The sequence below is a fragment of the Comamonas sp. BIGb0124 genome (assembly GCF_003752175.1).
Classification (GTDB): Bacteria; Pseudomonadota; Gammaproteobacteria; order Burkholderiales; family Burkholderiaceae_C; genus Comamonas_F.
On record NZ_RJVF01000009.1, the window covers coordinates 917,088 to 940,059 of the forward strand.

Sequence of the window (22,972 nt, forward strand, 5' to 3'; positions counted from 1 at the left end):
CCCTGGTTTTCCCCGGTCGATCCCAGGCAACGAAAAGCCCCTGCGGACATGTGTACCGCAGGGGCTTTTTTTTGCAGAGGGCCCTGGCGAGAGGCCAGGGCGGTCGATCAGCCTGCGGCCTTGACCTCGAGCTTGTTGGTCACGCCCTTCACGCCTTCGACCGCCTTGGCAAGTCCTTCGGCGCGTTCCTTGGCCTGGGCGCTGGGCGCGGGGCCGGTCAGGGTGACCTGTCCGCCGTTGGTCTCGACGGAGATCGCCAGGGCGCTCAGTTCGCTGTCCTTGGCCAGCTCGGTCTTCACTTTGGCGGTGATGCCGGTGTCGTCGAGCGCCACGGCGGCGCTGCTGGCGGCCGAACCCGCGGCATCGCGTGTGGCATCCGCGGCCTGGCCCATCGAGCCTTGGGCGGTGCTCGCACCCGGCGTCACGCTGTTGTTGCTGGCCGGATCGTTGGCGCCGGTGGCGGGCGCGGGCACGGTTTCCGCTGCGGTCGGCGCCGGGGTGGGAGCGGCAGTCGGCGTCTGGGATTCTTCCCGGCCGCAAGCCGACAGCGCCAGCGCAAGCGCCAGGGCGGACAGCGCGGTCAAGGGGGCTCGGGAATAGGTGCGAAGGCGAGTGTTCATGACGTAGCTCCTTTGTGCAATGGATGGAACAGCCTGTGGATGCCGTCCGTCTGGCAGGGTGACTATCCGGCGGACCAGCGCGCCATGTCTCTGCATGGCATAGGATCACTGTAGGGGGCTGGCGGCGAACCCGTTGTCGGACCTTGTGGGTTAGGCCATGTAGGACAAGTCGATGTCGAAAGTCCTCTTGCCGCAAGACCCGGGCCCGTGTTGAAATCACGGCGTTTTTGTCGTGTCCGGCAGGCCCGCGGTGCATGCTTGTGCGTGTGTTTGCAGGCGCCTGCTCCCCCCGCTTGGCAGAGCGGAGCGCAATGCGGCGACAATAGCGGTTTGTCTCCAACCAATTTTCCTGTTTAGGTCATCAACGCCGTGCCACAGTCGCCCGCCAAATCCGCATCCGATATTCCGACGCTCGACGCCATGACGGGAGGTGCCTTCACTGCGCCGACGTCCGGCGAACGAGCCGCCCGCGTCCGCGACTGGCTGGCTACGCAGCCCAGCGCAGATCAAATGCAGGATGTCTACAAAGAGCTCAGCGTCAAGGACAAGGGGGCGGCCAAGCCGCTGCGCGAGAAGCTTGATGAAATCAAGCGCATTCGCAACCAGGAACTGATCGCCGAGGAATGGGCCGCCAAGGCCCAGGGCCTGCTGGCCGCCGAGCGCCTCAACATCGCCGATGCGATGGCCTGGCAGCGCGATGCCGCCAAGGCCGGCGCACCGCTGTCACGCGAGCCGCTGGCCAGCCTGCGCAACAGCCTGTCCGAACGCATCAAGACCATCGAGGACCTGCAGACTCGCGCGCAGATCCACCGGGAAGCCGCCGTCCTGCTGGCCCAGCGCATCGAGATTCTCTCGACCAAGCCCTGGCGCGAAGCACAGGCCGTGCAAGACGCGCTGTCCACCGACGTGTCGCAGTGGCAGGCGCAGGCCGACGCCCTGGCCACCGATGCGCAGTGGGGCAATGTCGATGCACGTTTCCCGACCCAGCTCGACGGTTCGCGCCAGCAGCTCGTGGCCGTGTGGGAAGCTTTCGTGTCGGCCCTGGCGCAAGCCGTGCTGGCTGCGGAAGACGCCGCCGCCGAACTGCCGCCGGTGCCCGTCTGGGCCGATGAACTGCGTGCAGGCCGTGGCGAACCGGTCGCGGCGCAGGCCGTGGCGGCAGAGTCCTCGCCCAAGCCCGCTCGCGGCAACCGGCCCGAGAAGCTGGTCGACCCGGGTGCGCGCGTGGTCGCGGATCGTGCCGTCAACGATGCAGCCGCCAAGGTGCAGCAAGCCGTCGCCGAAGGCCAAGGCAAGGCCACGCCCAAGGCCGCAGCCGACCTGCGTCTGGCACTCAAGGAATTCGGCCACCAGATCGGCAAGACCGCCGAGGCCACGGCGCATGCCGCCCTGGCCGCGGCAGGACAGCTCGAGGACTGGCAGCGCTGGCGGGCCGACCAACTGCGCGAAGAACTCGTGCAGCGCGCCGAAGCCCTGTTCGAGCCCCAGCCTGCTGCATCGGCTCCCGTTGCAGACGCAGCCGCTGCGCCCGTGACCGAATCCGCTGCCGATGCAGCCGACGTTTCGGCTGCCGAGCCGTCGACCGACGCCGTGGCCGAGGAGCCTTCTGCCGAAGCGGCAGCCGGTGCCGCCGCTGAAGAGCCGGCCGTGGCCAAGGCCGAGCCGGAAGCCACCGATGCGCCCGTTCGGGGCCGCACGCCGCGCCTGCAGGGCCGCAAGATGCAGGATGCCCTGCGCAAGCTGCGCGAGGAATGGAAGCAGGTGGACCAGGGCGGCCCGGCCAACCATGCCCTGTGGCGTCGTTTCGACGAAGCCTGCAACGAGGCGCACAAGGTCGTCGAGGCCTGGCTCGAAAAGTCCAAGGCCGAAACCGAAGCCCTCAAGTCGCATCGCCTGGCGCTGATCGAGGAAGTCAAGTCCTGGACCGCCGAACACGCGCAGACCAGCGACTGGAAGGCCGTCAACCGTCAACTGCAGGTCTTCAGCGACCGCTGGCGCCAGGCCGGCCACCTCAGCGAAAAGCTGTTCGAACAACTGCAGCCGCTGTGGAAGACGGCCATTTCGGCTGCCCACGCGCCGCTCGAAGCCGCTCAGAAGAGCAGCGTCGACGCCCGCAAGGCCTTGATCGCAGAAGCCACCGAAATCGGCCAGACGCCGGCTTTCCGTGTCGACGCGGTCAAGGTTCTCCAGCAGCGCTGGCAGGCCGAGGCGCAACGTGTGCCCCTCGACCGCCGCCAGGAGCAGCGTCTGTGGGATGCGTTCCGCAAGCCCATCGACGAGGCTTTCAACCGCAAGTCTGCCGAGCGCGAAAAAGCGGCTTCCTCCGTGAGTGAAGTCGACCGCCGGGTTCTCGAGGCGGCCAAGGCGCTGGAGGCGGCCAATGCGAGCGGCGATGCACAGCGCATCCATGCCGCCATTGCCGAGCTCGAGGCCGCGACGCTGGCTCAGCCGGCCCCCCGGGCCGAAACGCCCTCGGCATCCGCATCCGCATCCGCATCCGCACCAGCAACGGCGGCATCCGAAGACGCAACCGCTGCAGCCACCGACGAAGCCAGCGCCGGCGAAGAAGGCGATGCTCCCGCTGCGGCAGCAGCGCCTGCCCCGGCTCCGCGCAAGCCCGTCGTGGCTGTGCGGGGTGACGACCGTCCCGGCACCCGCAAGGGAGAACCCGTCTCGGCCGGACCCGCACGGGGCGGCCGCGACGACCGCCGTGGCCCGGGTGGCCGAGGTGACAGCCGTGACGGCGCAGGCCGTGGCCCGCGCCGCGACGATGCGCGTCCGGGACGCGGCGACGACCGGGGCAGCCGTTATGGCGACGCACCGCGGGGCCCCCGCTTGTCCAGCGCGGCTTTCCAGGCCAGCCGGGATGCCGTCGAGCACGCCCAGCAGGCTCTGCGCAAGCTGGCGGCCCAGGCCCATGGCGAAGTGCTGACGCAACTGCTGTCGGCCTGGTCGGCGCGTGACGTCGAACAACTGCCTTCCGCGCAGCAGTTCGGCTCGCGTGTCAACGCCTCGACGCGCGGTCAATGGCAGCAGGCCGTTTCCACCGGCAATGGCCAGCCCGAACAAGCCGGCGAAGCCCTGCTGCGCCTGGAGATGGCAGCCGAGGTGCCGACACCGGCCGCTCAGCTCGACGCACGCCGTGCGCTGCAGCTTCAACTGCTGACCCGCCGCAACGATCCGTCGCCCAGCCAGACCTGGACGCAGGATGTGGGCCGGGTCCTTGCCGCGCCTCACGACGAAGGCCAGGCACGCCGCCTGCAGGCCGTGCTCAAGGCCCTGCTGCGCAAGTGAGTGCGCATCGCCCGGCGGAGCAGGGCGGGTCGCCAGTCCCCCCGGTCGCCGCCAGGCGCGGATTGCAGGGTCTGGCGATTCGGCCGTACCGTGAACAGGATCGCGAGGCCGTGGTCGCGCTGTGGCGCGAATGTGGTCTGCTGCGCCCCTGGAACGATCCGTACAAGGACATTGCGCGCAAGCTGACGGTGCAGCGCGAGCTGTTTCTGGTGGGTGAGTGCGAAGGCGTGATCTGTGCCAGCGTCATGGCCGGCTACGACGGCCATCGGGGCTGGATGAACTACCTGTCCGTCTCGGCCGGGCACCGGCGTCTTCGGATCGGCCAGACGCTGGTCGGCGAAGTCGAGCGACTGCTGCTGGACTTGGGGTGCCCCAAGGTCAATCTGCAGGTTCGCAGCGAGAACACCGAGGTGCTGGCGTTCTATGCACGGCTCGGCTACGGCGCCGATGCGGCCGTGAGCCTGGGCAAAAGACTGATCCCCGACGATTGAGTCCGGGCCTTGCGCAGGCTCGGCGGGGCCGCTCGAGGCTTGCCCGTCCGGTTTGCCGTCTGCTGCACGGTGCAGGGCATGGCGCGCTGGTGCCGAACGCAAAAACGGCGCCGGGGCCCCAAGAAGGCCGCGACGCCGCACGTTTCAGTCGGTGTCTATCGCACCGACAAGCTCTCGTCTCCCGGCGATCTCACATCAGCAGGTGTTCACCGGCGTTGTCGCCGCCCAGGATGACGTAGTTCACCTTGCGGATGTCGAGCAGCTTGCGTCCGCCCGCGTAGCTGATGGAGCTCTGGATGTCCTGCTCCATTTCGGTCAGCGTTTCGCTCAGTTTTCCCTTGACCGGTTCGAGGATGCGTTTGCCTTCCACATGGCGGTACTCGCCCTTGTTGAAGTCGCTGGCCGAGCCGTAGTATTCCTTGAACAGCTGGCCGTCGACCTCGACGGTCTGGCCCGGGGATTCTTCGTGTCCGGCAAACAGCGAACCGACCATCACCATGGTGGCGCCGAAACGCACGCTCTTGGCAATGTCGCCATGGCTGCGGATGCCGCCGTCGGCGATGATGGGTTTGGTCGCCACGCGTGCACACCACTTGAGCGCCGACAGTTGCCAGCCGCCCGTGCCGAAGCCGGTCTTGAGCTTGGTGATGCACACCTTGCCCGGGCCGATGCCGACCTTCGTGGCATCGGCGCCCCAGTTTTCGAGATCGATCACAGCCTCGGGCGTGCCCACGTTGCCGGCAATCACGAAGGACTGGGGCAGCTTGGACTTGATGTAGCCGATCATGTTCTTGACGCTGTCGGCATGGCCGTGGGCGATGTCGATGGTGATGTACTCGGGCACCAGGCCTTCGGCCACCAGGCGATCGACGGTGTCGTAGTCGGGTTGCTTGACGCCCAGCGAGATCGAGGCAAACACATCCGCTTCGCGAGCGCGGCGCACGAACGCCACGTTGTCGAGGTCGAAGCGGTGCATGACGTAGAAGAAGCCCTCGCGCGCCAGCTTGAAACAGATGGTTTCGTCGACCACCGTTTTCATGTTGGCAGGCACCACCGGCAAGCGGAAGCTGCGGCCGCCCAGTTCCACCGATGCGTCGCATTCGGCACGGCTTTCCACGAGGCATTTGCGCGGCAGCAGCAGGACGTTGTCGTAGTCGAAGATTTCCATGGTCTCTCAAGCTCCAGATAGAAGAGAAGGTTGCTTGAGCACTTGGCTTGGACCGGTTTGACGGGACGCTGGGCTGCAGCGACCGGCCTGGGCCGAAGACTGCGCAGCGAGATCTGGCGACCTCTTGTCCACAAAAAACCGGGCGCAAGAAACTTGGGCCCGGTGACTGACTATAGCGCAGTACGCCATCCTGGCCATAACGCTGGCGTGATACACCTTATTGACTTCGCCGCTCTTGAAAAGCCTCGAACCTCCGGACTTGGGGCCATCGTCGGCCCTGCCCGGGTCCGGACGGCGTTTCAAAATTAAAATGGTCAGCATATGTCTCTCGATTCCCTGTTTGACGGCCCCGCGGCCGATGCCCTCCAGTCGCCGCTGCTGGCCACCCTCAACGACGAACAGCGCGCCGCCGTCTCTCTGCCGGCCGTCCCGGCGCTGATCCTGGCAGGCGCAGGGTCGGGCAAGACGCGCGTGCTCACCACCCGCATCGCCTGGCTGCTGCAGACCGGGCAGGTCTCGCCGGGCGGGCTGATGGCCGTGACCTTCACCAACAAGGCCGCCAAGGAGATGCTCACACGCCTGAGCGCCATGCTGCCCATCCAGGTGAGGGGGATGTGGATCGGTACCTTCCACGGCCTGTGCAACCGTTTCCTGCGTGCGCATGCCAAGCTCGCCGGATTGCCGGCCACTTTCCAGATTCTGGACACGCAAGACCAACTGTCGGCCATCAAGCGGCTCATGAAGCAGCACAACGTGGACGACGAGCGTTATCCCCCCAAGCAGGTGATGTGGTTCATCTCGGGCGCCAAGGAAAACGGCGAACGTCCCGGCAGTCTCGATGCGCGGGATGCCGACACCCGCAAGAAGATCGAGCTCTACCAGCTGTATCAGGACCAGTGCGAGCGCGAAGGCGTGGTCGACTTCGGCGAACTCATGCTGCGCAGCTACGAGCTCATGCGCGACAACGCCGCCCTGCGCGAGCATTACCAGCGGCGTTTCCGCCACATCCTGGTCGACGAGTTCCAGGACACCAACAAGCTGCAGTACGCCTGGCTCAAGCTGTTTGCCGGACAGGGTACGGCCCATCCCGCCAGCGTGCTGGCCGTGGGAGACGACGACCAGAGCATCTACGCCTTCCGGGGCGCACGCGTGGGCAACATGTCGGATTTCGTACGCGAGTTCGGCGTCGAGCACCAGATCAAGCTCGAACAGAACTACCGCAGCCACAGCAACATCCTCGATTCGGCCAACGAGCTGATCAGCAACAACCGTCATCGGCTGGGCAAGAATCTGCGCACCGATGCCGGCCCCGGCGAACCCGTGCGGGTGCTCGAGGCCGCGCGTGATCTCGATGAGAGCCAGTGGCTGGTCGACGAGATCCGGCACCACGTGCGAGAGGGCGGCAGCCGCAGCGAAGTGGCGGTGCTCTACCGCAGCAACGCGCAGAGCCGGCTGATCGAGACGGCGCTGTTCAACGCCGCCATTCCTTACCGCGTGTATGGCGGGTTGCGCTTCTTCGAGCGTGCCGAAATCAAGCACGCCCTGGCTTATCTTCGGCTGATCGAGAATCCCCGGGACGACACCAGCTTCCTGCGGGTGGTCAACTTCCCGCCGCGCGGCATCGGTGCGCGCAGCATCGAGCAACTGCAGGATGCGGCCCGCGGCAACGGCCTGCCGCTGAGCGAGGCCGTCGGTCAGGTCGGCGGCAAGGCCGGTGCCAACCTGAGCGCGTTCGTGGCCAAGATCGATGTGCTGCGCGAGCGCACCCAGAACGCCACGCTGCGCGAGACGATCGAGGCCGTGCTCGACCTCAGCGGCCTGATGGACCATTACCGTGAAGAGCGGGAAGGCGCCGACCGCATCGAGAATCTGCAGGAACTGATCAATGCCGCCGAAAGTTTCGTGACCCAGGAAGGGTTCGGGCGCGACGCGGTGGCCATGCCGGTCGACGAACTGGGCGGGCAATCGCCGGCGAGCCAGGGCGTCGATTTCGGGCTTCCCATGGTGGCGCCCGACGAGCGGGTCGAGCAGATGCAGGCCATCTCGCCCGACGGCGAGACGCTGAGTCCGCTGGCCGCTTTCCTGACGCACGCGGCCCTGGAGTCGGGCGACAACCAGGCCCAGGCCGGGCAGGATGCGGTACAGCTCATGACCGTGCATGCCTCCAAGGGCCTGGAGTTCGACGTGGTCTTCATCACCGGTCTCGAGGAAGGCCTGTTTCCCCACGAAAACAGCCTGTCCGACTTCGACGGCCTGGAGGAGGAGCGCCGCCTCATGTATGTGGCGATCACGCGGGCACGCAAGCGCCTGTACCTCAGCCATGCCCAGACGCGTCTGCTGCACGGGCAGACCCGCTACAACGTCAAGAGCCGGTTCTTCGACGAGTTGCCCGAGTCGGCCTTGAAGTGGATCTCGCCGCGCAATGGGGGTTTCGGGTCGTCGATGGCGGGCAAGGTGCCGCAATCGGGAGCTTATGCCCCGTCGTCCGTGCGGCGCAACGGCGATTTCGGCACCTACGATGCCATGACGGGCGCGGGGCCGGTGCCGGCCCAGAAAGCCGCCCCCAGCCACGGATTGCGCTTGGGCATGCAGGTTTTCCACACCAAGTTCGGTGAGGGCACCGTGTTGACGCTCGAAGGCAGCGGCGCCGATGCACGCGCGCAGATCAACTTCCCGCGCCACGGCGTGAAGTGGCTGGCGCTGAGCGTCGCCAAGCTCACGCCCGTGAACGGATGACGACGACCCCGGCGGCGCCGGGGTCGGCCCGACTTCAACTGGGGATGAAACTGTCCCGCAGGGGGAAGTAGGACGAGCACAGGAACACGGCTCCTGCAATCAGCATGGCCGCGGTGGAGCAGGTGCGAAGCACGGCTCCCACCATCTCGCCGCCACCGATGGAGCCCAGCAGCAGGCCCAGGATCAGCACTGCAATGTTGAGGGCGAGGATGACCCCCACCCAGCCCAGCAGGAACAGGGCATAGGCCTTCCAGTTGCGCAGGCAGGCCACGAGGCTGAAGAACAGGGCCTTGGCCGGCGGCACCTGGTACCAGTGCAGCAGGCCGGGCGCATGCCAGAACGCCAGCGAGAGCGGCATGGAGAGGATTGCCGTCACCCAGGTCGCCGCCATGAATCCGGGCGCACCGATCGCTTCGGGAGAGAGCGGCTCGCCCACCAGCATCAGGCGAGCCAGCGTGCCGCCGTCGATCAGGTAGCTGATGCCCATGATGAGCAGGTACCCTGCGCCATACATCAGGCCCAGCACCAGCAGCGAGCGTGTGCTGCCGCGCACATCCGCCAGTGCGCGCCCGATCACGCCGGGAACCGGCAGCTTCGACTCGGCGACCAGGCGTGTCGCACTCATCATGGTCAGCGTCATGCCCGGCAGCAGAACCAGTGCGGCGATGCCGCCGGCCAGCGGAAACACGGACAGCACGGTCAGCACGATCATGAACAGAATGAAGGTGCTGGAAAGCGCCAGCGGATTGCGAAAGAAGGTGGTGGCGCCTTCCTTGATCCAGGAGATGCCCGAGCGTGCGGGAACCAGGTTGAGTTTCATGGACTTTCAGGGGTAGGTCGACTGCCGCACCCTGGGGTGCGCGCAAGGGGTCGAAGGGCGCGCCGAAGGCGCCGCCGGTGTCATGGGGTGGTTTCTGCGGTGGCGTTCACCGGCTCGACCTGGGCCGGCTGGCCGGCGGCGGATTCCTCGAGCAAGGCCTCGGCGCCGAGCGGATAGGCGATGCGCTCGCGCAGCACCCGCTCGAAGTGCGTCGGGTCGTGGGGCTTGAGCAGGGCGGCTTCGCGGGGCAGGTAGAAATCCCAGAGGCGGGAGATCCAGAAACGCAGGGCCGCAGCGCGCACCAGGGCCGGCAGCAGATGGCGTTCGGCGGCCGTCAGCGGTCGCACGGCGCAGTAGGCCTGCGCCATGGCCCGTGCGCGGTCCGGGTCGTGCCGGCCGGTGGGCAGGTCGATGCACCAGTCGTTGAGGCAGACCGCGAGGTCGAACAGCCAACTGTCGACGCCTGCGAAGTAGAAGTCGAAAAAGCCGGTCAGCTGCAACTGGCCTTCGCCGTCCGTGTCGAACATCACGTTGTCGCGGAACAGGTCGGCATGGATCGGGCCGCGCGGCAGGGCGGCATAGGCCGCGCTTTCGGCCACATGGTTCTGGTAGGCCAGTTCGGCACCCAGCAACCGGGCCTGCGCTTCGCCGATATGCGGAAGCACGGCGGGCACGGTCTCGTTCCACCAATCCAGCCCGCGCAGATTGGGCTGGCTGCGCTGGTAGTCCTGGCCTGCGAGGTGCATGCGGGCGAGCATGTCGCCGACCCGCGCGGCATGGCTGGCCTGGGGCTCGAGCACGCTGGCGCCGCGCAGGCGATCGACCAGCGCGGCCGGCTTGCCGCAGACCTCGTGGAGGATCTCGCCATGCGGGCTGGCAGCCGGGTCGGGCACGGGAATGCCGCGTGACGCCAGATGCTTCATCAGGAACAGGTAGAACGGCAACTGTTCGGCGCTCAGGCGCTCGAACAGCGTGAGCACGTACTGATCCCCTTGCGCAGTGGTCAGGAAGTAGTTGGTGTTCTCGATTCCGCCGGTGATGCCCTTGAGCTGCGCCACCGGGGCGAGCTTGAGCTTTTTGGCAAGGGCATCGGCTTCCTGCAGGGAAACTTCGGTGAAGACCGCCATGTCGAGCCTTGCGATCAGAAGTTGCCGAGCTTCCAGACGCGGCGACCGGTCGGGCTGGAGCCGTCGCCGTTGCTGTTGTCGCCGCGGTTGCGCGAGGGGTCGTTGGGGACGATTTCGTAAGCCGGGGCGCCGGTCTTGGGCGTCACGGTCACGCTTTTGCTTCGGCCGCCGACGCGCAGCTCGTCGACGCGGCTGCCGGCGTCTTCATGGCTGAGCCGCTCGATGCGCTGGTTCTGGGCCGAGGGTTGAGTGGATGTGTCCTCGATTGATAGCGCAGAGGCCGCATTGCCGCTGGACGAATCGGGGGTGGCAGCCGGAGCCTGGGCCCAGGCGCCAGTCGCGCTGCCCGCCAGCATGCAAGCCAGCAGCCAGGCAGCCTTCACGGAGCGTAGTGTGTGTTTCATGTTCCGATTGTAGGCGGGCCTCGGGGGGCTTGCCAGCAAGCGCGCAGCCCAACCGGCCGTCGGCGGCAAGCTGCCCGTTCGTACGGGTGGCATTGGCATGCACAATGCGCGCATGAGTGAAGCCAACGTGACTGAAAAAGACCTGCCCCGGCCGACCGGCCCGGGCACCCATGTGCCAACCGGCGTGGGTGACGACCAGCCGCCCGCCAAGACCCTGCTGCTGGTCGACGGCTCCAGCTATCTGTACCGTGCCTTCCACGCCATGCCCGATCTGCGGGCGGTGCCGGGGGACATGAACAGCGCGCCCACGGGCGCCATCCGCGGCATGATCAACATGCTGCAGGCCCTGCGCAAGGACATCCCGGCCGATTACGCCGCCTGCATCTTCGATGCCAAGGGACCGACTTTCCGGGACGAGATCTATCCCGAGTACAAGGCCAATCGGTCGCCCATGCCCGATGCGCTGCGCGAGCAGATCACGCCCATCCACGAGGTGGTGCGGCTGATGGGCTGGCCCTTGCTCGACATTCCGGGCGTCGAGGCCGACGACGTCATCGGCACCCTCGCCCGCCTGGCCGAGGCCCAGGGCTACGAAGTGGTGATTTCCAGCGGCGACAAGGACTTGAGCCAGCTCGTCACGCCGGCCATCACCGTCATCGACACCATGAACGGCAAGACCCGCGATGTCGCGGGCGTCGAAGCGGAGTTCGGTGTGCCGCCCAGCCTGATGATCGACTTCCAGGCCCTGGTCGGCGACACGGTCGACAACGTGCCGGGCGTCGACAAGGTCGGCCCCAAGACCGCCGCCAAGTGGCTCAAGGAGTACGGCAGCCTCGAGGAACTGATGGCCCGTGCCGGCGAGATCAAGGGCGTGGCGGGACAGAATCTGGTCAAGGCGCTGCCCTGGCTGCCCACCGGGCGCAGCCTGGTGACCATCAAGACCGACTGCGGCCTCGAAGGCCACATCGAGGGCCTGCCGTCGCTCGACGGCGTGCGCATGGCACAGGCCCGGGTCGATGAACTGGCGGCTTTCTACGAGCGCTACGGCTTCAAGAGCCTGGCGAAGGCGCTGGGCACGGCCGCGACGGCCGCCGCACCGGCGCCGGCTGCGGCCGCCCCCAAGAGCCGCCCCAAGGCCGACGACGGGCAGGCGGGTTTCGATTTCGACGGCGACGAACCGGGCGGTGTGCCGCAGGCGGCCCCGGCAGGCGTGTCGTCGGGACTGACCTGCGACATCGTGCTGACCTGGGCCGACTTCGACGCCTGGCTGCTCCGGCTCGAGCAGGCCCGACTGGTCGCGCTGGACACCGAGACGACTTCGCTCGACGAGAGCCGGGCCGAAATCGTCGGCGTGAGTTTCAGCGTCGAGCCCGGCCGGGCCGCCTATGTGCCGCTGGCCCACGACTATCCCGATGCGCCGGCGCAACTGCCGCGCGACGAGGTGCTGGCGCGCCTCAAGCCCTGGCTGGAGAACCCGCAGCATGCCAAGCTGGGCCAGCACGTCAAGTACGACCGGCATGTGTTCGCCAACCACGGCATCGAGGTGCAGGGCTACCGCCACGACACCATGCTGCAGAGTTACGTGCTGGAGGTGCACAAGCCCCATGGCCTGTCGAGCCTGGCCGAGCGCCATCTCGGACGCGGCGGCATCCAGTACGAGGACCTGTGCGGCAAGGGCGCCAAGCAGATTCCCTTTGCCCAGGTCGACATCGTCCGCGCCGGCGAGTATTCGTGCGAGGATTCCGACCAGACGCTGGCCGTGCACCAGGTGCTGTGGCCGCAGCTCGAGGCCGATGCCCGGCTGCTCGGCATCTATGCGCTCGAGATGGAAACCAGCGAGGTGCTCTATCGCATCGAACGCAACGGCGTGCTGATCGATGCCGACGTGCTGGCCGCGCAGAGCCACGCACTGGGCACCCGCATGCTGGCGCTGGAACAGGAAGCCTACGAGCTGGCCGGCCAGCCCTTCAACCTCGCCAGTCCCAAGCAGATCGGCGAAATCTTCTTCGAGCGCCTGGGGCTGCCGGTCATCAAGAAGACGGCCAAGGGCGCACCCAGCACCGACGAGGAAGTGCTCGAAAAACTGGCCGAGGACTACCCCCTGCCGGCCCGCATCCTGGAGCACCGTGGCCTGTCCAAGCTCAAGGGCACCTACACCGACAAGCTGGGCACTCTGGCCTTGCCGCGGACCGGGCGCGTGCACACCCACTATGCCCAGGCCGTGGCCGTGACGGGGCGGCTTTCGAGCAACGATCCCAACCTGCAGAACATTCCCATCCGCACACCGGAAGGCCGCCGGGTGCGGGAGGCCTTCATCGCCCCGCCGGGCCGGGTGATCGCCAGCGCCGACTATTCGCAGATCGAGCTGCGCATCATGGCCCACCTGAGCAACGACGAGTCGCTGCTGCAGGCCTTCGCCACCGGCCAGGACGTGCACCGCGCCACGGCGGCGGAGGTCTTCGGCGTGTCGGTCGAACAGGTCAGCAGCGAGCAGCGCCGGTACGCCAAGGTCATCAACTTCGGTCTGATCTACGGCATGAGCGCCTTCGGACTGGCGCGCAACCTCGGCATCGACAACACGGCGGCACGCAACTACATCGACCGCTATTTCCAGCGTTATCCCGGTGTCAAGCGCTACATGGACGAGACCAAGGCCCAGGCCAAGGACATGGGTTATGTCGAGACGGTCTTCGGACGCCGTCTCGTGCTGCCCGAGATCAACTCGCCCAACGGGCCGCGGCGGGCCGGTGCCGAGCGCGCGGCCATCAACGCGCCCATGCAGGGCACGGCAGCCGATCTGATCAAGAAGAGCATGGTGGCCGTGCAGGCCGTGCTGGATGCCGAAAAACCCGATGTGCTCATGATCATGCAGGTGCACGACGAACTGGTGTTCGAGCTGCCCGAGGGCGAGGTGGAATGGCTGCGGCGCCGCATCCCCGAGCTGATGGCCGGCGTGGCCGAGCTCAAGGTGCCGCTGGTGGCCGAGGTCGGCGTCGGCCCCAACTGGGACAAGGCGCACTGAGCGCCGCGCCGGCCGCCTGAGCGGGCGCGACGGTGCTCAGTTCGTGGACGGCCGGACGGTGTCCCCGCCCATGGCCTGGAACAGCGTGATCTGGTTCTGCAGGCGGCTCAACTGGACCTGGGCCAGGTTGATCTCGGCGCTGCGGCGCGATTCCTGCGCATCGAGCCAGGTGCGCAGCGGCACGGCGCCGGCGCGGTAGCGGATTTCATAGAGCCGCTCGGCTTCGCGTGCGGCCACGAGGCTCTGTTCCTGCAGCGTGGATTGCTCGGCCAGGCGGGTGCGCGCCGACAGCGCGTTTTCCACATCGGCAAAGGCTTGATAGAGCGTCTGGCGGAAGTTGACCACGGCGGTCTCGTACTGCACGCGGGCGACTTCGGTGTTGAGCCGCATTTCCTTGAGGTTGAGGAAAGGCAGCGTCAGCCCGGCGCCCAGCGTGGCGATCGGGTTGGCCAGCAGGTTGCCCAGCGAGGTGCTGCTGGTGCCCACGGTACCGGTCAGGCTGAGGTTGGGGTAGTAGCTGGTGCGCACCACGTCCACATTGGCGAGGCTCTGGCGCAGGCTCCATTCGGCCGAGCGCAGGTCGGGGCGGCGTGCCAGCAGTTCGGCCGGCAGGCCTTCGTCCACGCGCGGCAACGGGCCGGTCGGCAGCGTGCCGGGCTCTGCCCCCAGTACCTGCTGCAGCACACTGGCGCCGGGTGCCGCGTCGAACAGAACGGCCAGCGCATTGCGCGTTTCCACACGCGACTGCTGCAGTTGCGAAAGATTGCTGCGCTGGCTCAGCACCGTCTGCTCGGCCTCCCGCAGTTCCAGCGCCGAGACCGCACCGGCCGTGTACTGCGCCTGCACCAGCTGCTGGGTGCGCTGCGCGGTTTCCAGGCTCTGCTGTGCGTTGGCCAGCCGCTGGTTGAGGAACGCCAACTGCCAGTAGAGATCGGCCGTGGTGCTGATCACGTTGAGACGCACGGTCTCGCGGTCGGCTTCGCTGGCTTGCAGGGCCCAGGCGGCGATGTCGCGCTGGGCCGCCAGGCGGCCCCACAGGTCGACGGTGTAGCTCACGCTGGCCGTGACGCTGCTGGCGCGGCTGTTGCTCGTGCGGCCATTGTCGAGCCGGCGGCTGCCGCCCGCGCTCAACGCGGCTTCGGGGCCGATCGCCAGCGGGTCGCCGCTGAGTCCCACGCTGAGCTGTGCCTGGCGCACATTGAGCGCGGCACGGGCGAGGTCGGCGTTGCGCTCCAGTGCCGCGTCGATCAGGCTGTCGAGCCGGGCGTCGCCGAAGCGCTGCCACCAGCGGCTGGCGGCCGACTGGGCCGGCGCGGACGATGGCGACAACGGGCCCGTGGCCGCCGGCTGCGCACCGTCCGTGCTCTCGTGGGCCCATTGCGTCGGCAAATCCAGGGCCGGCCGGCTGTAGGGTGTCGTGGCGGCACAGCCGGCGAGCAGCAGGGCGCAGGCCGCTGCGACGAACGGGGTAGGGCGGAAGTCTCGTGCGTGCGGCACGGAGGATCGGAAAGTGGTCATGTGCAGAGGCATCAATCGCGGGCCAGGGCGTCGACCGGGTCGAGTTGCGCGGCGCGGCGCGCCGGCAGGAACCCGAAGACCACGCCGATGAGGGTGGAGCAGAGGAAAGCGGCAGCCATGGCCCCGGTGGAATACACCAGGGTGAACTCGGCGCTGGCGCGCGCGAACACCTGGCCGAAGGCCAAGGCCCCGAGAATGCCCAGAACGCCGCCGAGCAGGCACACCAGAACCGCCTCGATGAGGAACTGCTGCTGGATGTCGCTCTGGCGTGCACCCACGGCCATGCGCACGCCGATCTCGCGGGTACGCTCGGTGACCGACACCAGCATGATGTTCATCACCCCGATGCCGCCGACGATCAGCGAGATCACCGCGATCGAGGAGATCAGCAGCGTCATGGTCTGGGTCGTGCTCTCGATGGTCTGGCGGATGCTGTCGGTGTTGAGCACAAAGAAGTCGACGCGGCCGTGGCGTGTCGTCAGCAACTGCGTGATGCCCTGTTCGGCCGCGGCCATGGGGGCATCGTCGGCCACCCGCACGGTGATGCTGCGCAAGTGGTTCTGCCTCACCATGCGACCCATGGCCGTGGTGTAGGGCACCCAGATGTTGAGACTCTCGGTGTTGCCGAATCCCACGATGTCCTGCTTGGCGGTCACGCCGATCACACGCATCGGCACCTTGCCCAGCAGGATCACTTCGCCGATGGGGTTGGGCGTGTTCGGGAACAGTGCCGCACGGGTGTTCTCGTCGATCACGGCGGCCTGGGTGCGCTGCTGCACGGCGCTGCGGTCGAACCAGCTGCCCTGGGCCAGCTTCAGTCCTTTGACGATGTCGAAGTTCTCGCCGACACCGGCCACCGTGGCCGAGGCCTCGATGTTGCGGTAGCGCAGCGTCACCGAAGTCGAGACCTGCGGCGACAGCGCCTGCACGTAGCTCTGCTGCGCCAGCGCATTGGCGTCGGCCGGCACCAGGGTGCGGATGGAGCCGGAGCGGCGATCGCCGAAGCCTGTGCCCGGCATGATCTCGATGGTGTTGGTGCCGATGGCGCTGATGTTCTGCAGCACCTTCTGCTGCGAGCCCGTGCCCAGCGCCACCACGGACACCACCGAGGCGATGCCGATGATAATGCCGAGCATGGTCAGGAAAGTCCGCAGCCGGTGCGCGTTCATGGCCAGCAGGGCCATGTGGAAGGCTTCGGTGAAGCGATCCCACACGGCCCGTTGGCGCGCGGCCCAGCTCGCGGGCACGCCGGCGGTGCGCTGCAACTGGCTTTGCCCAGGGTTGCCGGCGCGGGTTTGCCGGTCGCCGATGATGACGCCGTCGCTGATCTCGATGATGCGCTCGGCATGCTGGGCCACCTGCATGTCGTGCGTCACGATGATGATGGTGTGACCCTCGGCGTGCAGTTCCTGGAGGATCTTCATGACCTCCTCGCCGCTGCGGCTGTCGAGGGCGCCGGTCGGCTCGTCGGCCAGGATCACGCTGCCGCCGTTCATCAGCGCGCGGGCGATCGACACGCGCTGCTGCTGGCCGCCCGAAAGCTTGCCCGGCGTGTGGCCCATGCGGTCGCTCAGGCCCAGCCGGTCGAGCAGCTCGCTCGAACGGGCATGGCGGCGATCCGCCGTCACGCCGGCGTAGACGGCCGGAACCTCCACATTGCCCTGGGCCGTGAGGTCCGAGAGCAGGTGGTAGCGCTGGAAGATGAAACCGAAGTGTTCGCGGCGCAGCTCGGCCAGTTCGTCGGGGCCGAGCTGGCCGGTTTCGCGTCCGGCCACACGGTACTGACCGCGGGTGGGCTTGTCGAGACAGCCCAGAATGTTCATCAGCGTCGACTTGCCGGAGCCCGACGCGCCGACGATGGCCACCATTTCGCCGGCCCGGATGTCGAGGTCGACGTCCTTGAGCACGGCGATCATCTGTTCGCCGGCCGGGAATTCCCGGCGGACCTTGGACAGGGAGAGCAAGGGGGCCGATTGGGCGGGGGTATTCATGCCTGGTGTGCTGAGAGTCGGTAGGACAGGGGCGCTTCAGGCACCCGGTAGGACGAGGTGGACCGCAGGCCTCACAGGCGCATGCCGCCGGGCCCGGGCATGCGGCGCGGGTTGGTCGCGCTGCCCGCCATGGAGCCGTCGCCCAGCACCACCTGATCGCCTTCGGTCAGGCCCGACTTGATTTCGGCATTGACGTTGTTGTTGAGTCCCACCGTGACCTGGCGGCTCTCGGCTTCGCCCTTCGCGTTGAGCACACGCACGGTGTAGCTGCCATCGCGTCCGCGGCGTCCGAGCACGGCCGAGGGCACCACCAGCACGCCGCGGGCTTCGCCGCGCACGATATAGACCTGAGCCGTCATCGAAATGCGCAGCTTGCCATCCGGGTTGGGAACGTCGAACAGGCCGTTGTAGTAGATCGCGGTGCTCGACGAAGACGAGGAGGAGGACGACGAGGACGAGGAGGACGACGACGACGACGTGGTGCTGGTGCTCAGCGAATCCGGGCCGGGCTCGATCGCGCGCAGCGTGGCGCTGATGCGGTTGTCGGGCTCGCCGAGGATGGTGAAATACACCTTCTGGCCGGGCTTCACGCTGGGCACGTCGGCTTCGGAAATCTGCGCCTGCACCGTCATCGTGTCGACGTTGGCGACCTTGATGATGGTGGGAATCGACTGGTTGGCGTTCACGGTCGTGCCTTCTTCGGTCACGATGGCCACGACCTGCCCGTCCATGGGCGAGGTGATGCGGGTGTAGCCCAGGTTAACCCGTGCCGTGTCGGCCGAGATCTCCGACTGCGTGACCTGGGCCTTCGAGGTGTTCACCGCGGCTTGCGCCGACTCGTAGGCGGCTTCGGCGGATTCGTAGTCGGCCTGCGAGATCGCATCCTGATCACGCAACTGCTTCTGGCGCTGGAAGACCAGGCGCGCCTGCTTGAGCGAGACCTCGGCGGACTGCAACTGCGCGCGGGCGCTGGCCAATGCCGCTTCGGTGTTGCGCACGTTGTTCTGCTGTGTCGTCGAGTCGATTTCCGCGACCAGTTGGCCGGCCTTGACGCTCTGGCCCAGTTCCACTTTCAGCGACTTGAGCTGACCGGAGACCTGCGAGCCGACGCTCACCAGCTTGAAGGCTTCGAGCGTACCCGTCGCCAGGACCGTGTCCTCGATGTCGCCCTTGCGGACCGGCGAGGTGATGAAGTTCTGCACCGGCTTGTCGGGCCAGATGTAAGTCTTGGCCGCCCAGACGGCCAGCACCACGGCCAGCAGGATCAGGACCAGACGGATGACACGTGCGGGACGGAAATTCAAAGTCATGGAGGCAGAGGATGGAGGGGTCTACGGGACAAGCGGGACTTGCGGTCCGTGGCAGGCCACGGCGCACGCATTGTGGCGCAAAGGCCGGTGCCGCTGAATGACAACGGCTTGCGCTATGGAGATGACTTCGAGTATTGCGGTCGTCGGGCCACCGCTGATGTCGGCGCGCTTTACGTTTGTAAAGTAGCGTAAATGGAGAGCAGCCGCTGCCGGCGCCCGGGCCGGTCGGGCATGGGAGACCGGCGGGAACTCAGGCCTCGCCGGGTGGCGGTGCAGCCGGCGGTTGGTCGGGCGCACGGGCTGCCCGCGAGCGGTGCGGCTCGTTGTTGGCGATGATGCGGGCGTAGCGCTGCGAACTCCAATAGGCGCTGGCCCAGTCGAACAGCACCATCAGCCGGTTGCGGAAACCGATCAGGAAATAGATGTGCGCCACGAGCCAGAAGAGCCAGGCCGTCCAGCCCGAAAACCGGATGGGTCCGACCGGCGAGGTCAGGTCGACCACGGCGGAGTTGCGTCCGATGGTCGCCAGATTGCCATAGTCGCGGTAGTGGAAGGGCAGGGTCGCCTGGCCTTGCAGCCGGCGCCTGAGATTCGCCGCCGCGTGCCGTCCCATCTGCTTGGCAGCCGGCGAGACGCCGGGGACGGGTTTGGGCAGCTCGTTCCCGTGGTGGCTGCGAGCTGCCGCGAGGTCGCCGATCACCCACACCTCGGGATGGCCCGGCAGGCTGAGGTCTGCCTCGACCGTCACCCGGCCTGCACGGTCGGTCTCGCAACCCGTATGCCGTTGCAGGATGCGGCCCAGCGGCGAGGCGGCCACGCCGGCCGCCCAGATCACGGTCTTGCTGCGTATCGTGTAGCGGGCCCCGGCCTCGCCGGCCGCAGCGGCACCCTCGGCAGGCGAGGCGGTTTCCACCTCGAGCCCCTGTTCGTCGATGTGCGTGACCTTGGCGCCGGTGCGTACATCCACGCCCAGCGCCTTGAGCTGTTCCTCTGCCCGGCGGCTGAGCTCTGGCGGCATGGCCTGCAGGACACGAGAGCCGCCTTCGAGCAACAGCACATGGGCATGCGAGGGCTCGAAATGGCGGAACTCGCCGGGCAGCGTGCGACGCGAGATTTCCGCGAGCGTGCCCGCCATTTCCACGCCGGTCGGCCCGCCGCCGATCACCACGAAGGTCAGCAAGGCCTCCCGCTGCACGGGGTCGTGGATGCGCTCGGCCTCCTCGTAGGCCATGAGAATGCGGCGGCGCACTTCGGTGGCATCCGCGAGGGTCTTGATGCCCGGGGCGTGCGCGGCCCATTCGTCGCGCCCGAAGTAGCTGTGCGTGGCTCCGGCGGCGACGACGAGGTGGTCGTAGGGCAGCGATTCACCGGTCTGCAGAAGCACGGCCTGCCCCTGCGTGTCGATGTCCACGACTTCGCCGAGCAGGCTGGTGACATTGCGCTGCTCGCGAAAAAGCCGTCGGATCGGTGCCGAGATCGCGGGCGAAGCCAGGCCCGCCGTGGCCACCTGATAGAGCAGGGGCTGGAAGAGGTGATGGTTGGTGCGGTCGACGACGGTGATGTCGACGTCGGCGTCGGCCAGTGCACGCGCGGCCTCGAGTCCGCCGAAACCGCAGCCGACGATGACGATGCGAGGGCGGGCGGAAACGGGAGAAGGGGCGTGTGTCGTACTCATGGACATGAATTATCCGGAGTTGGCTCATCCATAGTCGGTGATAACCCTGGCTTCGTAAGCTTAAGCGGTCTGTCCGACAAAGCTTTGTCTTGATCTCCGTTAAGAAATCGACAGATACCGTTCAAAGTACGAATTCCAGAGCGGAATGCGCTACTGAATCGATACTGAAATGCCCTGCGGCCACATTGCGCTCTTTGACAAAACGGAACGCTGGCTGCACGATGTTTTTCAGCGGGCCCATCCGCTGTTTCTTCACTTTTGACACCGAGGAGTACACCATGTCGTTCAAGAACATCCTGTTGCCGGTCGACGGTTCCGCTACGGCCCTGCAGGCCGCCAACCAAGCTGTGGAACTGGTCAAGGCCTTTGGTGGATCGCTCACGCTGGTGTGTGTGGTCGACAGCTATCCTTTCACTGGCGTCGGCGCCGACTTCGCTTATGGTCAGGTCGAGTATCTGGCGGCCGCCAATGCCAATGCCAAGGCCGCGCTCGACAAAGCCGAAGACACCGTCAAAGCGCTCGGCGTCACGCCCCAGCGCCGGATCGTCGAGCAGCATGTCGTGCACGAGGGCATTCTCGAGACCGCCAAGGAAATCGGCGCCGATCTCATCGTGATGTCCTCGCATGGCCGCCAGGGACTCGAGAAGCTGCTGCTGGGCAGCGAGACCCTGCGGGTGCTGGGCCGTGCCACGGTTCCCGTGCTGGTGGTTCGCAGTCCCAAGCTGAAGGACGACGTCAACGCCGTCTGACCCGGCCTGCCGGGCCGGCGGATTCCGTCCGGCCCGGTGGCTGGCTTGATTCAGTCCCGCACGTCGGCGATGGGCTGGTCGCCGAAATCCGGCCTCGCCAGATAGGCGAGGATGCGGCGAGCTGCGTCTTCCGGTGACGTCAGTTTTCCCTCGGCCTTGAGTTGCGCAAAGCGCTCGCGGTCGGGGAACTCGTCGGCGCTGCGCATCTGCACCTGCATGTCGGTGTCCACCACCCCCGGGGCCAGTGCGCAGATGCGCGCGCCGTGCGGCAGCAGCACCTGCTCGAGCGCAACGCAGCGCGTGAAATGATCCATGCCGGCCTTGACCGCGCAGTAGGCCGCCTGTGCCGCCAGCGGCTTGCGCCCCAGGCCCGACGAGATGTTGAGCACCTTGCGCGCGATGGGCCAATCGGCCGTGCCGCGCAGAAAGGCTGCGGTCAGTTGCATGGGGGCCTCGATGCCCACTCGAATGGCCTGGGCCAGGTCGTTGACGGGCAGTGCGTCCAGCGGCCCGATATGGGGAATCATGCCGGCGTTGTTGATCAGGGTGACGCTCTCGAGCGGCTGGCGCGGCAGCGCGGTCAGCCAGCTTTCCAGCCGGATCGCCGCTTCGCCTGCCAACGACAGATCTTGAGACCACTGCTCCAGCACGACCTCTGCGGCCTCGGCCTGTTGCTGCAGTTCGTCTTGGGTCTTGCGCGACAGGCACAGCAACTGGTTGCCGGGCTGCAGGAGTTCGCGGGCCATCGCGAGGCCCAGGCCGCGCGAGGCGCCGGTCAGGATGTAGAGGTGTTGGGACATGGGAGAGGACGAGGCGGCGCCAGGTTGCGCCTGGGTTTGCAAAGAAGGTTCGGTCGTTTCGGCCGCCACGGCTGCGGGAAGGGCCGAAGCCACTGCGCCGGGCAACTCCATGCGCGGCAGCCGGGGGGTCTGCTCAGCAGGCGTTCGCCGGCTGTGAATCGTGTCTGGTGGCATGGGGCGGCAGGCGGTGGTGAACGGACACCTCTTTTACCGTGAAATCGGTGTGGCGTCGATCAGCCGGCCGCCCGTTCGGCATTCAGCCGAGTCCGTGTTGCTTGAACCAGGCGAGCGCGCGGTTCCAGCCATCCTGGGCAGGACCGGCCCGGTAGCTGGGCCGGTAGTCGGCGTGGAAGGCGTGCGGTGCGTCGGGATAGAGCACAAAGGTGGATTCGCCGGCGGCCTTGTTGCCCGCCTTGGCCGCCGTCTCCAGCGCGGTCTTGAATTCGTTGATGGACGTGACCGGGATGCCGGTGTCGGCGCCGCCATACAGGCCCAGCACCGGGGCCTTGAGGGACGGCGTCACCTGGATCGGCTGCTTGGGCGTCTGCGGCGTGGCCGCGCCCACCAGCCGGCCGTACCAGGCGACACCGGCCTGTACGTCGGGGTTGTGAGCCGCGTACAGCCAGACCTGCCGTCCTCCCCAGCAGAATCCGGTGATGCCCACCCGGCGCGGATTGCCGCCATGCTCGCCGGCCCATTTCACGGTTGCATCCAGGTCGCCCAGGACCTGGGCATCGGGAACCTTGGACACGATGTCGGCCATCAGCCGGCTCATGTCCGTGACCTGGGTCGGATCGCCTTGGCGCTTGAAGAGGTCGGGGGCGATGGCCAGGTAGCCCTGACGCGCCAGGCGGCGGGTGACATCCGCGATGTAGTGATGCACACCGAAGATTTCCTGGATGACCAGGATCACGGGCAGGTTGCGCCGGCCGGCGGGAGCCGAGCGGTAGGCGGGCAACGCAAAACCGTCGACATCGATGGTCACCGGGCCGCTTTCGAGGCCGTCGTCGGGCGTCTGGATCGCCGTCTGGGCCAGCGCGGGCAGCACGCTGGCTGCATAGCCGACGCCGAGTGCGATCTGCAGGGCCGAACGCCGTGTATTGCCACGTTCGGTGGCCGAGCCGGGCAGCAGGGCATGGAAGTCGGATTCGAGATCGGGGCGCAAGGACATGGCTGGAACTCCTGGACGATGGATCGAGAGAAGGTTGGCAGGGCCAGGCGACAGCCCGGGCCCTGCACGTGATGGT

17 protein-coding genes are annotated in these 22,972 nt (G+C 67.2%); 5 read left to right on the top strand and 12 right to left on the bottom strand.

Annotation, left to right across the window (positions count from 1 at the left end):
* Nucleotides 1-107: 107 nt before the first annotated feature.
* Nucleotides 108-620 carry a BON domain-containing protein gene (locus tag EC845_RS10370; RefSeq protein WP_158615668.1) on the bottom strand — a complete coding sequence of 171 codons (513 nt, stop codon included), beginning with the start codon at nt 618-620 and terminating at the stop codon, nt 108-110.
* A 420-nt stretch (nt 621-1,040) separates the two neighbouring features.
* Between EC845_RS10370 and EC845_RS10375 the strand changes: the two genes are divergently transcribed.
* Nucleotides 1,041-3,914 carry a DUF349 domain-containing protein gene (locus EC845_RS10375; protein WP_123297841.1) on the top strand — a complete coding sequence of 958 codons (2,874 nt, stop codon included), beginning with the start codon at nt 1,041-1,043 and terminating at the stop codon, nt 3,912-3,914.
* A gap of 71 nt (nt 3,915-3,985) precedes the next feature.
* Nucleotides 3,986-4,405 (top strand): GNAT family acetyltransferase, encoded by a 420-nt coding sequence (locus EC845_RS10380; RefSeq protein WP_123298086.1) that lies wholly within the window; start codon nt 3,986-3,988, stop codon nt 4,403-4,405.
* Nucleotides 4,406-4,595: 190 nt separating this feature from the next.
* Here the strand turns inward: EC845_RS10380 and EC845_RS10385 are convergent, their stop codons facing one another.
* Nucleotides 4,596-5,573 (bottom strand): GMP reductase, encoded by a 978-nt coding sequence (locus EC845_RS10385; RefSeq protein WP_123297843.1) that lies wholly within the window; start codon nt 5,571-5,573, stop codon nt 4,596-4,598.
* A 321-nt stretch (nt 5,574-5,894) separates the two neighbouring features.
* Between EC845_RS10385 and EC845_RS10390 the strand changes: the two genes are divergently transcribed.
* Complete coding sequence (locus EC845_RS10390; protein WP_123297845.1) at nt 5,895-8,309, top strand: UvrD-helicase domain-containing protein; 2,415 nt, start codon at nt 5,895-5,897, stop codon at nt 8,307-8,309.
* 34 nt (nt 8,310-8,343) lie between these two features.
* Here the strand turns inward: EC845_RS10390 and EC845_RS10395 are convergent, their stop codons facing one another.
* From EC845_RS10395 to EC845_RS10405, 3 genes are all read right to left on the bottom strand, one after another.
* A complete protein-coding gene (locus EC845_RS10395; RefSeq protein WP_123297847.1) occupies nt 8,344-9,129 on the bottom strand; it encodes a BPSS1780 family membrane protein in 786 nt (261 codons plus the stop codon).
* Nucleotides 9,130-9,209: 80 nt separating this feature from the next.
* The gene (locus EC845_RS10400) at nt 9,210-10,256 is read right to left on the bottom strand and encodes a homoserine kinase (protein ID WP_123297849.1); all 1,047 of its coding nucleotides are present in this window, start codon (nt 10,254-10,256) and stop codon (nt 9,210-9,212) included.
* Nucleotides 10,257-10,270: 14 nt separating this feature from the next.
* Nucleotides 10,271-10,660, bottom strand: coding sequence for a hypothetical protein (locus tag EC845_RS10405; protein WP_233598010.1), 390 nt, complete (start codon nt 10,658-10,660; stop codon nt 10,271-10,273).
* Nucleotides 10,661-10,922: 262 nt separating this feature from the next.
* On the opposite strand from EC845_RS10405, the gene polA reads away from it, so the two are divergent.
* Complete coding sequence (gene polA / locus EC845_RS10410; protein ID WP_370451295.1) at nt 10,923-13,682, top strand: DNA polymerase I; 2,760 nt, start codon at nt 10,923-10,925, stop codon at nt 13,680-13,682.
* A 36-nt stretch (nt 13,683-13,718) separates the two neighbouring features.
* Here the strand turns inward: polA and EC845_RS10415 are convergent, their stop codons facing one another.
* The 5 genes from EC845_RS10415 to EC845_RS22360 all read right to left on the bottom strand — a co-directional run bounded on the left by EC845_RS10415 (nt 13,719) and on the right by EC845_RS22360 (nt 20,456).
* A complete protein-coding gene (locus EC845_RS10415; protein WP_123298090.1) occupies nt 13,719-15,200 on the bottom strand; it encodes an efflux transporter outer membrane subunit in 1,482 nt (493 codons plus the stop codon).
* 11 nt (nt 15,201-15,211) lie between these two features.
* Nucleotides 15,212-17,191: a MacB family efflux pump subunit gene (locus EC845_RS10420; protein WP_123297853.1), complete on the bottom strand. Its 1,980-nt coding sequence runs from the start codon at nt 17,189-17,191 to the stop codon at nt 15,212-15,214.
* A gap of 71 nt (nt 17,192-17,262) precedes the next feature.
* On the bottom strand, nt 17,263-18,501 hold the full coding sequence (locus EC845_RS10425; protein WP_123297855.1) for an efflux RND transporter periplasmic adaptor subunit: 1,239 nt from the start codon (nt 18,499-18,501) through the stop codon (nt 17,263-17,265).
* A 250-nt stretch (nt 18,502-18,751) separates the two neighbouring features.
* Entirely contained in the window at nt 18,752-20,176 is a 1,425-nt protein-coding gene (locus EC845_RS10430) for an NAD(P)/FAD-dependent oxidoreductase (protein ID WP_123298092.1), read from the bottom strand.
* Nucleotides 20,177-20,297: 121 nt separating this feature from the next.
* Nucleotides 20,298-20,456: a hypothetical protein gene (locus tag EC845_RS22360; RefSeq protein ID WP_158615669.1), complete on the bottom strand. Its 159-nt coding sequence runs from the start codon at nt 20,454-20,456 to the stop codon at nt 20,298-20,300.
* On the opposite strand from EC845_RS22360, the gene EC845_RS10435 reads away from it, so the two are divergent.
* Nucleotides 20,455-20,925 carry a universal stress protein gene (locus EC845_RS10435; protein ID WP_123298094.1) on the top strand — a complete coding sequence of 157 codons (471 nt, stop codon included), beginning with the start codon at nt 20,455-20,457 and terminating at the stop codon, nt 20,923-20,925. The two genes, EC845_RS22360 and EC845_RS10435, sit on opposite strands and share 2 nt — an antisense overlap.
* Before the next feature lie 50 nt (nt 20,926-20,975).
* Here the strand turns inward: EC845_RS10435 and EC845_RS10440 are convergent, their stop codons facing one another.
* Together EC845_RS10440 and EC845_RS10445 are read right to left on the bottom strand one after the other, a co-directional pair.
* Nucleotides 20,976-21,725, bottom strand: a complete 750-nt coding sequence (locus EC845_RS10440) for an SDR family NAD(P)-dependent oxidoreductase (protein ID WP_123298095.1) — start codon at nt 21,723-21,725, stop codon at nt 20,976-20,978.
* A gap of 256 nt (nt 21,726-21,981) precedes the next feature.
* Nucleotides 21,982-22,896 (bottom strand): dienelactone hydrolase family protein, encoded by a 915-nt coding sequence (locus EC845_RS10445; RefSeq protein ID WP_199739768.1) that lies wholly within the window; start codon nt 22,894-22,896, stop codon nt 21,982-21,984.
* Nucleotides 22,897-22,972 lie beyond the last annotated feature (76 nt).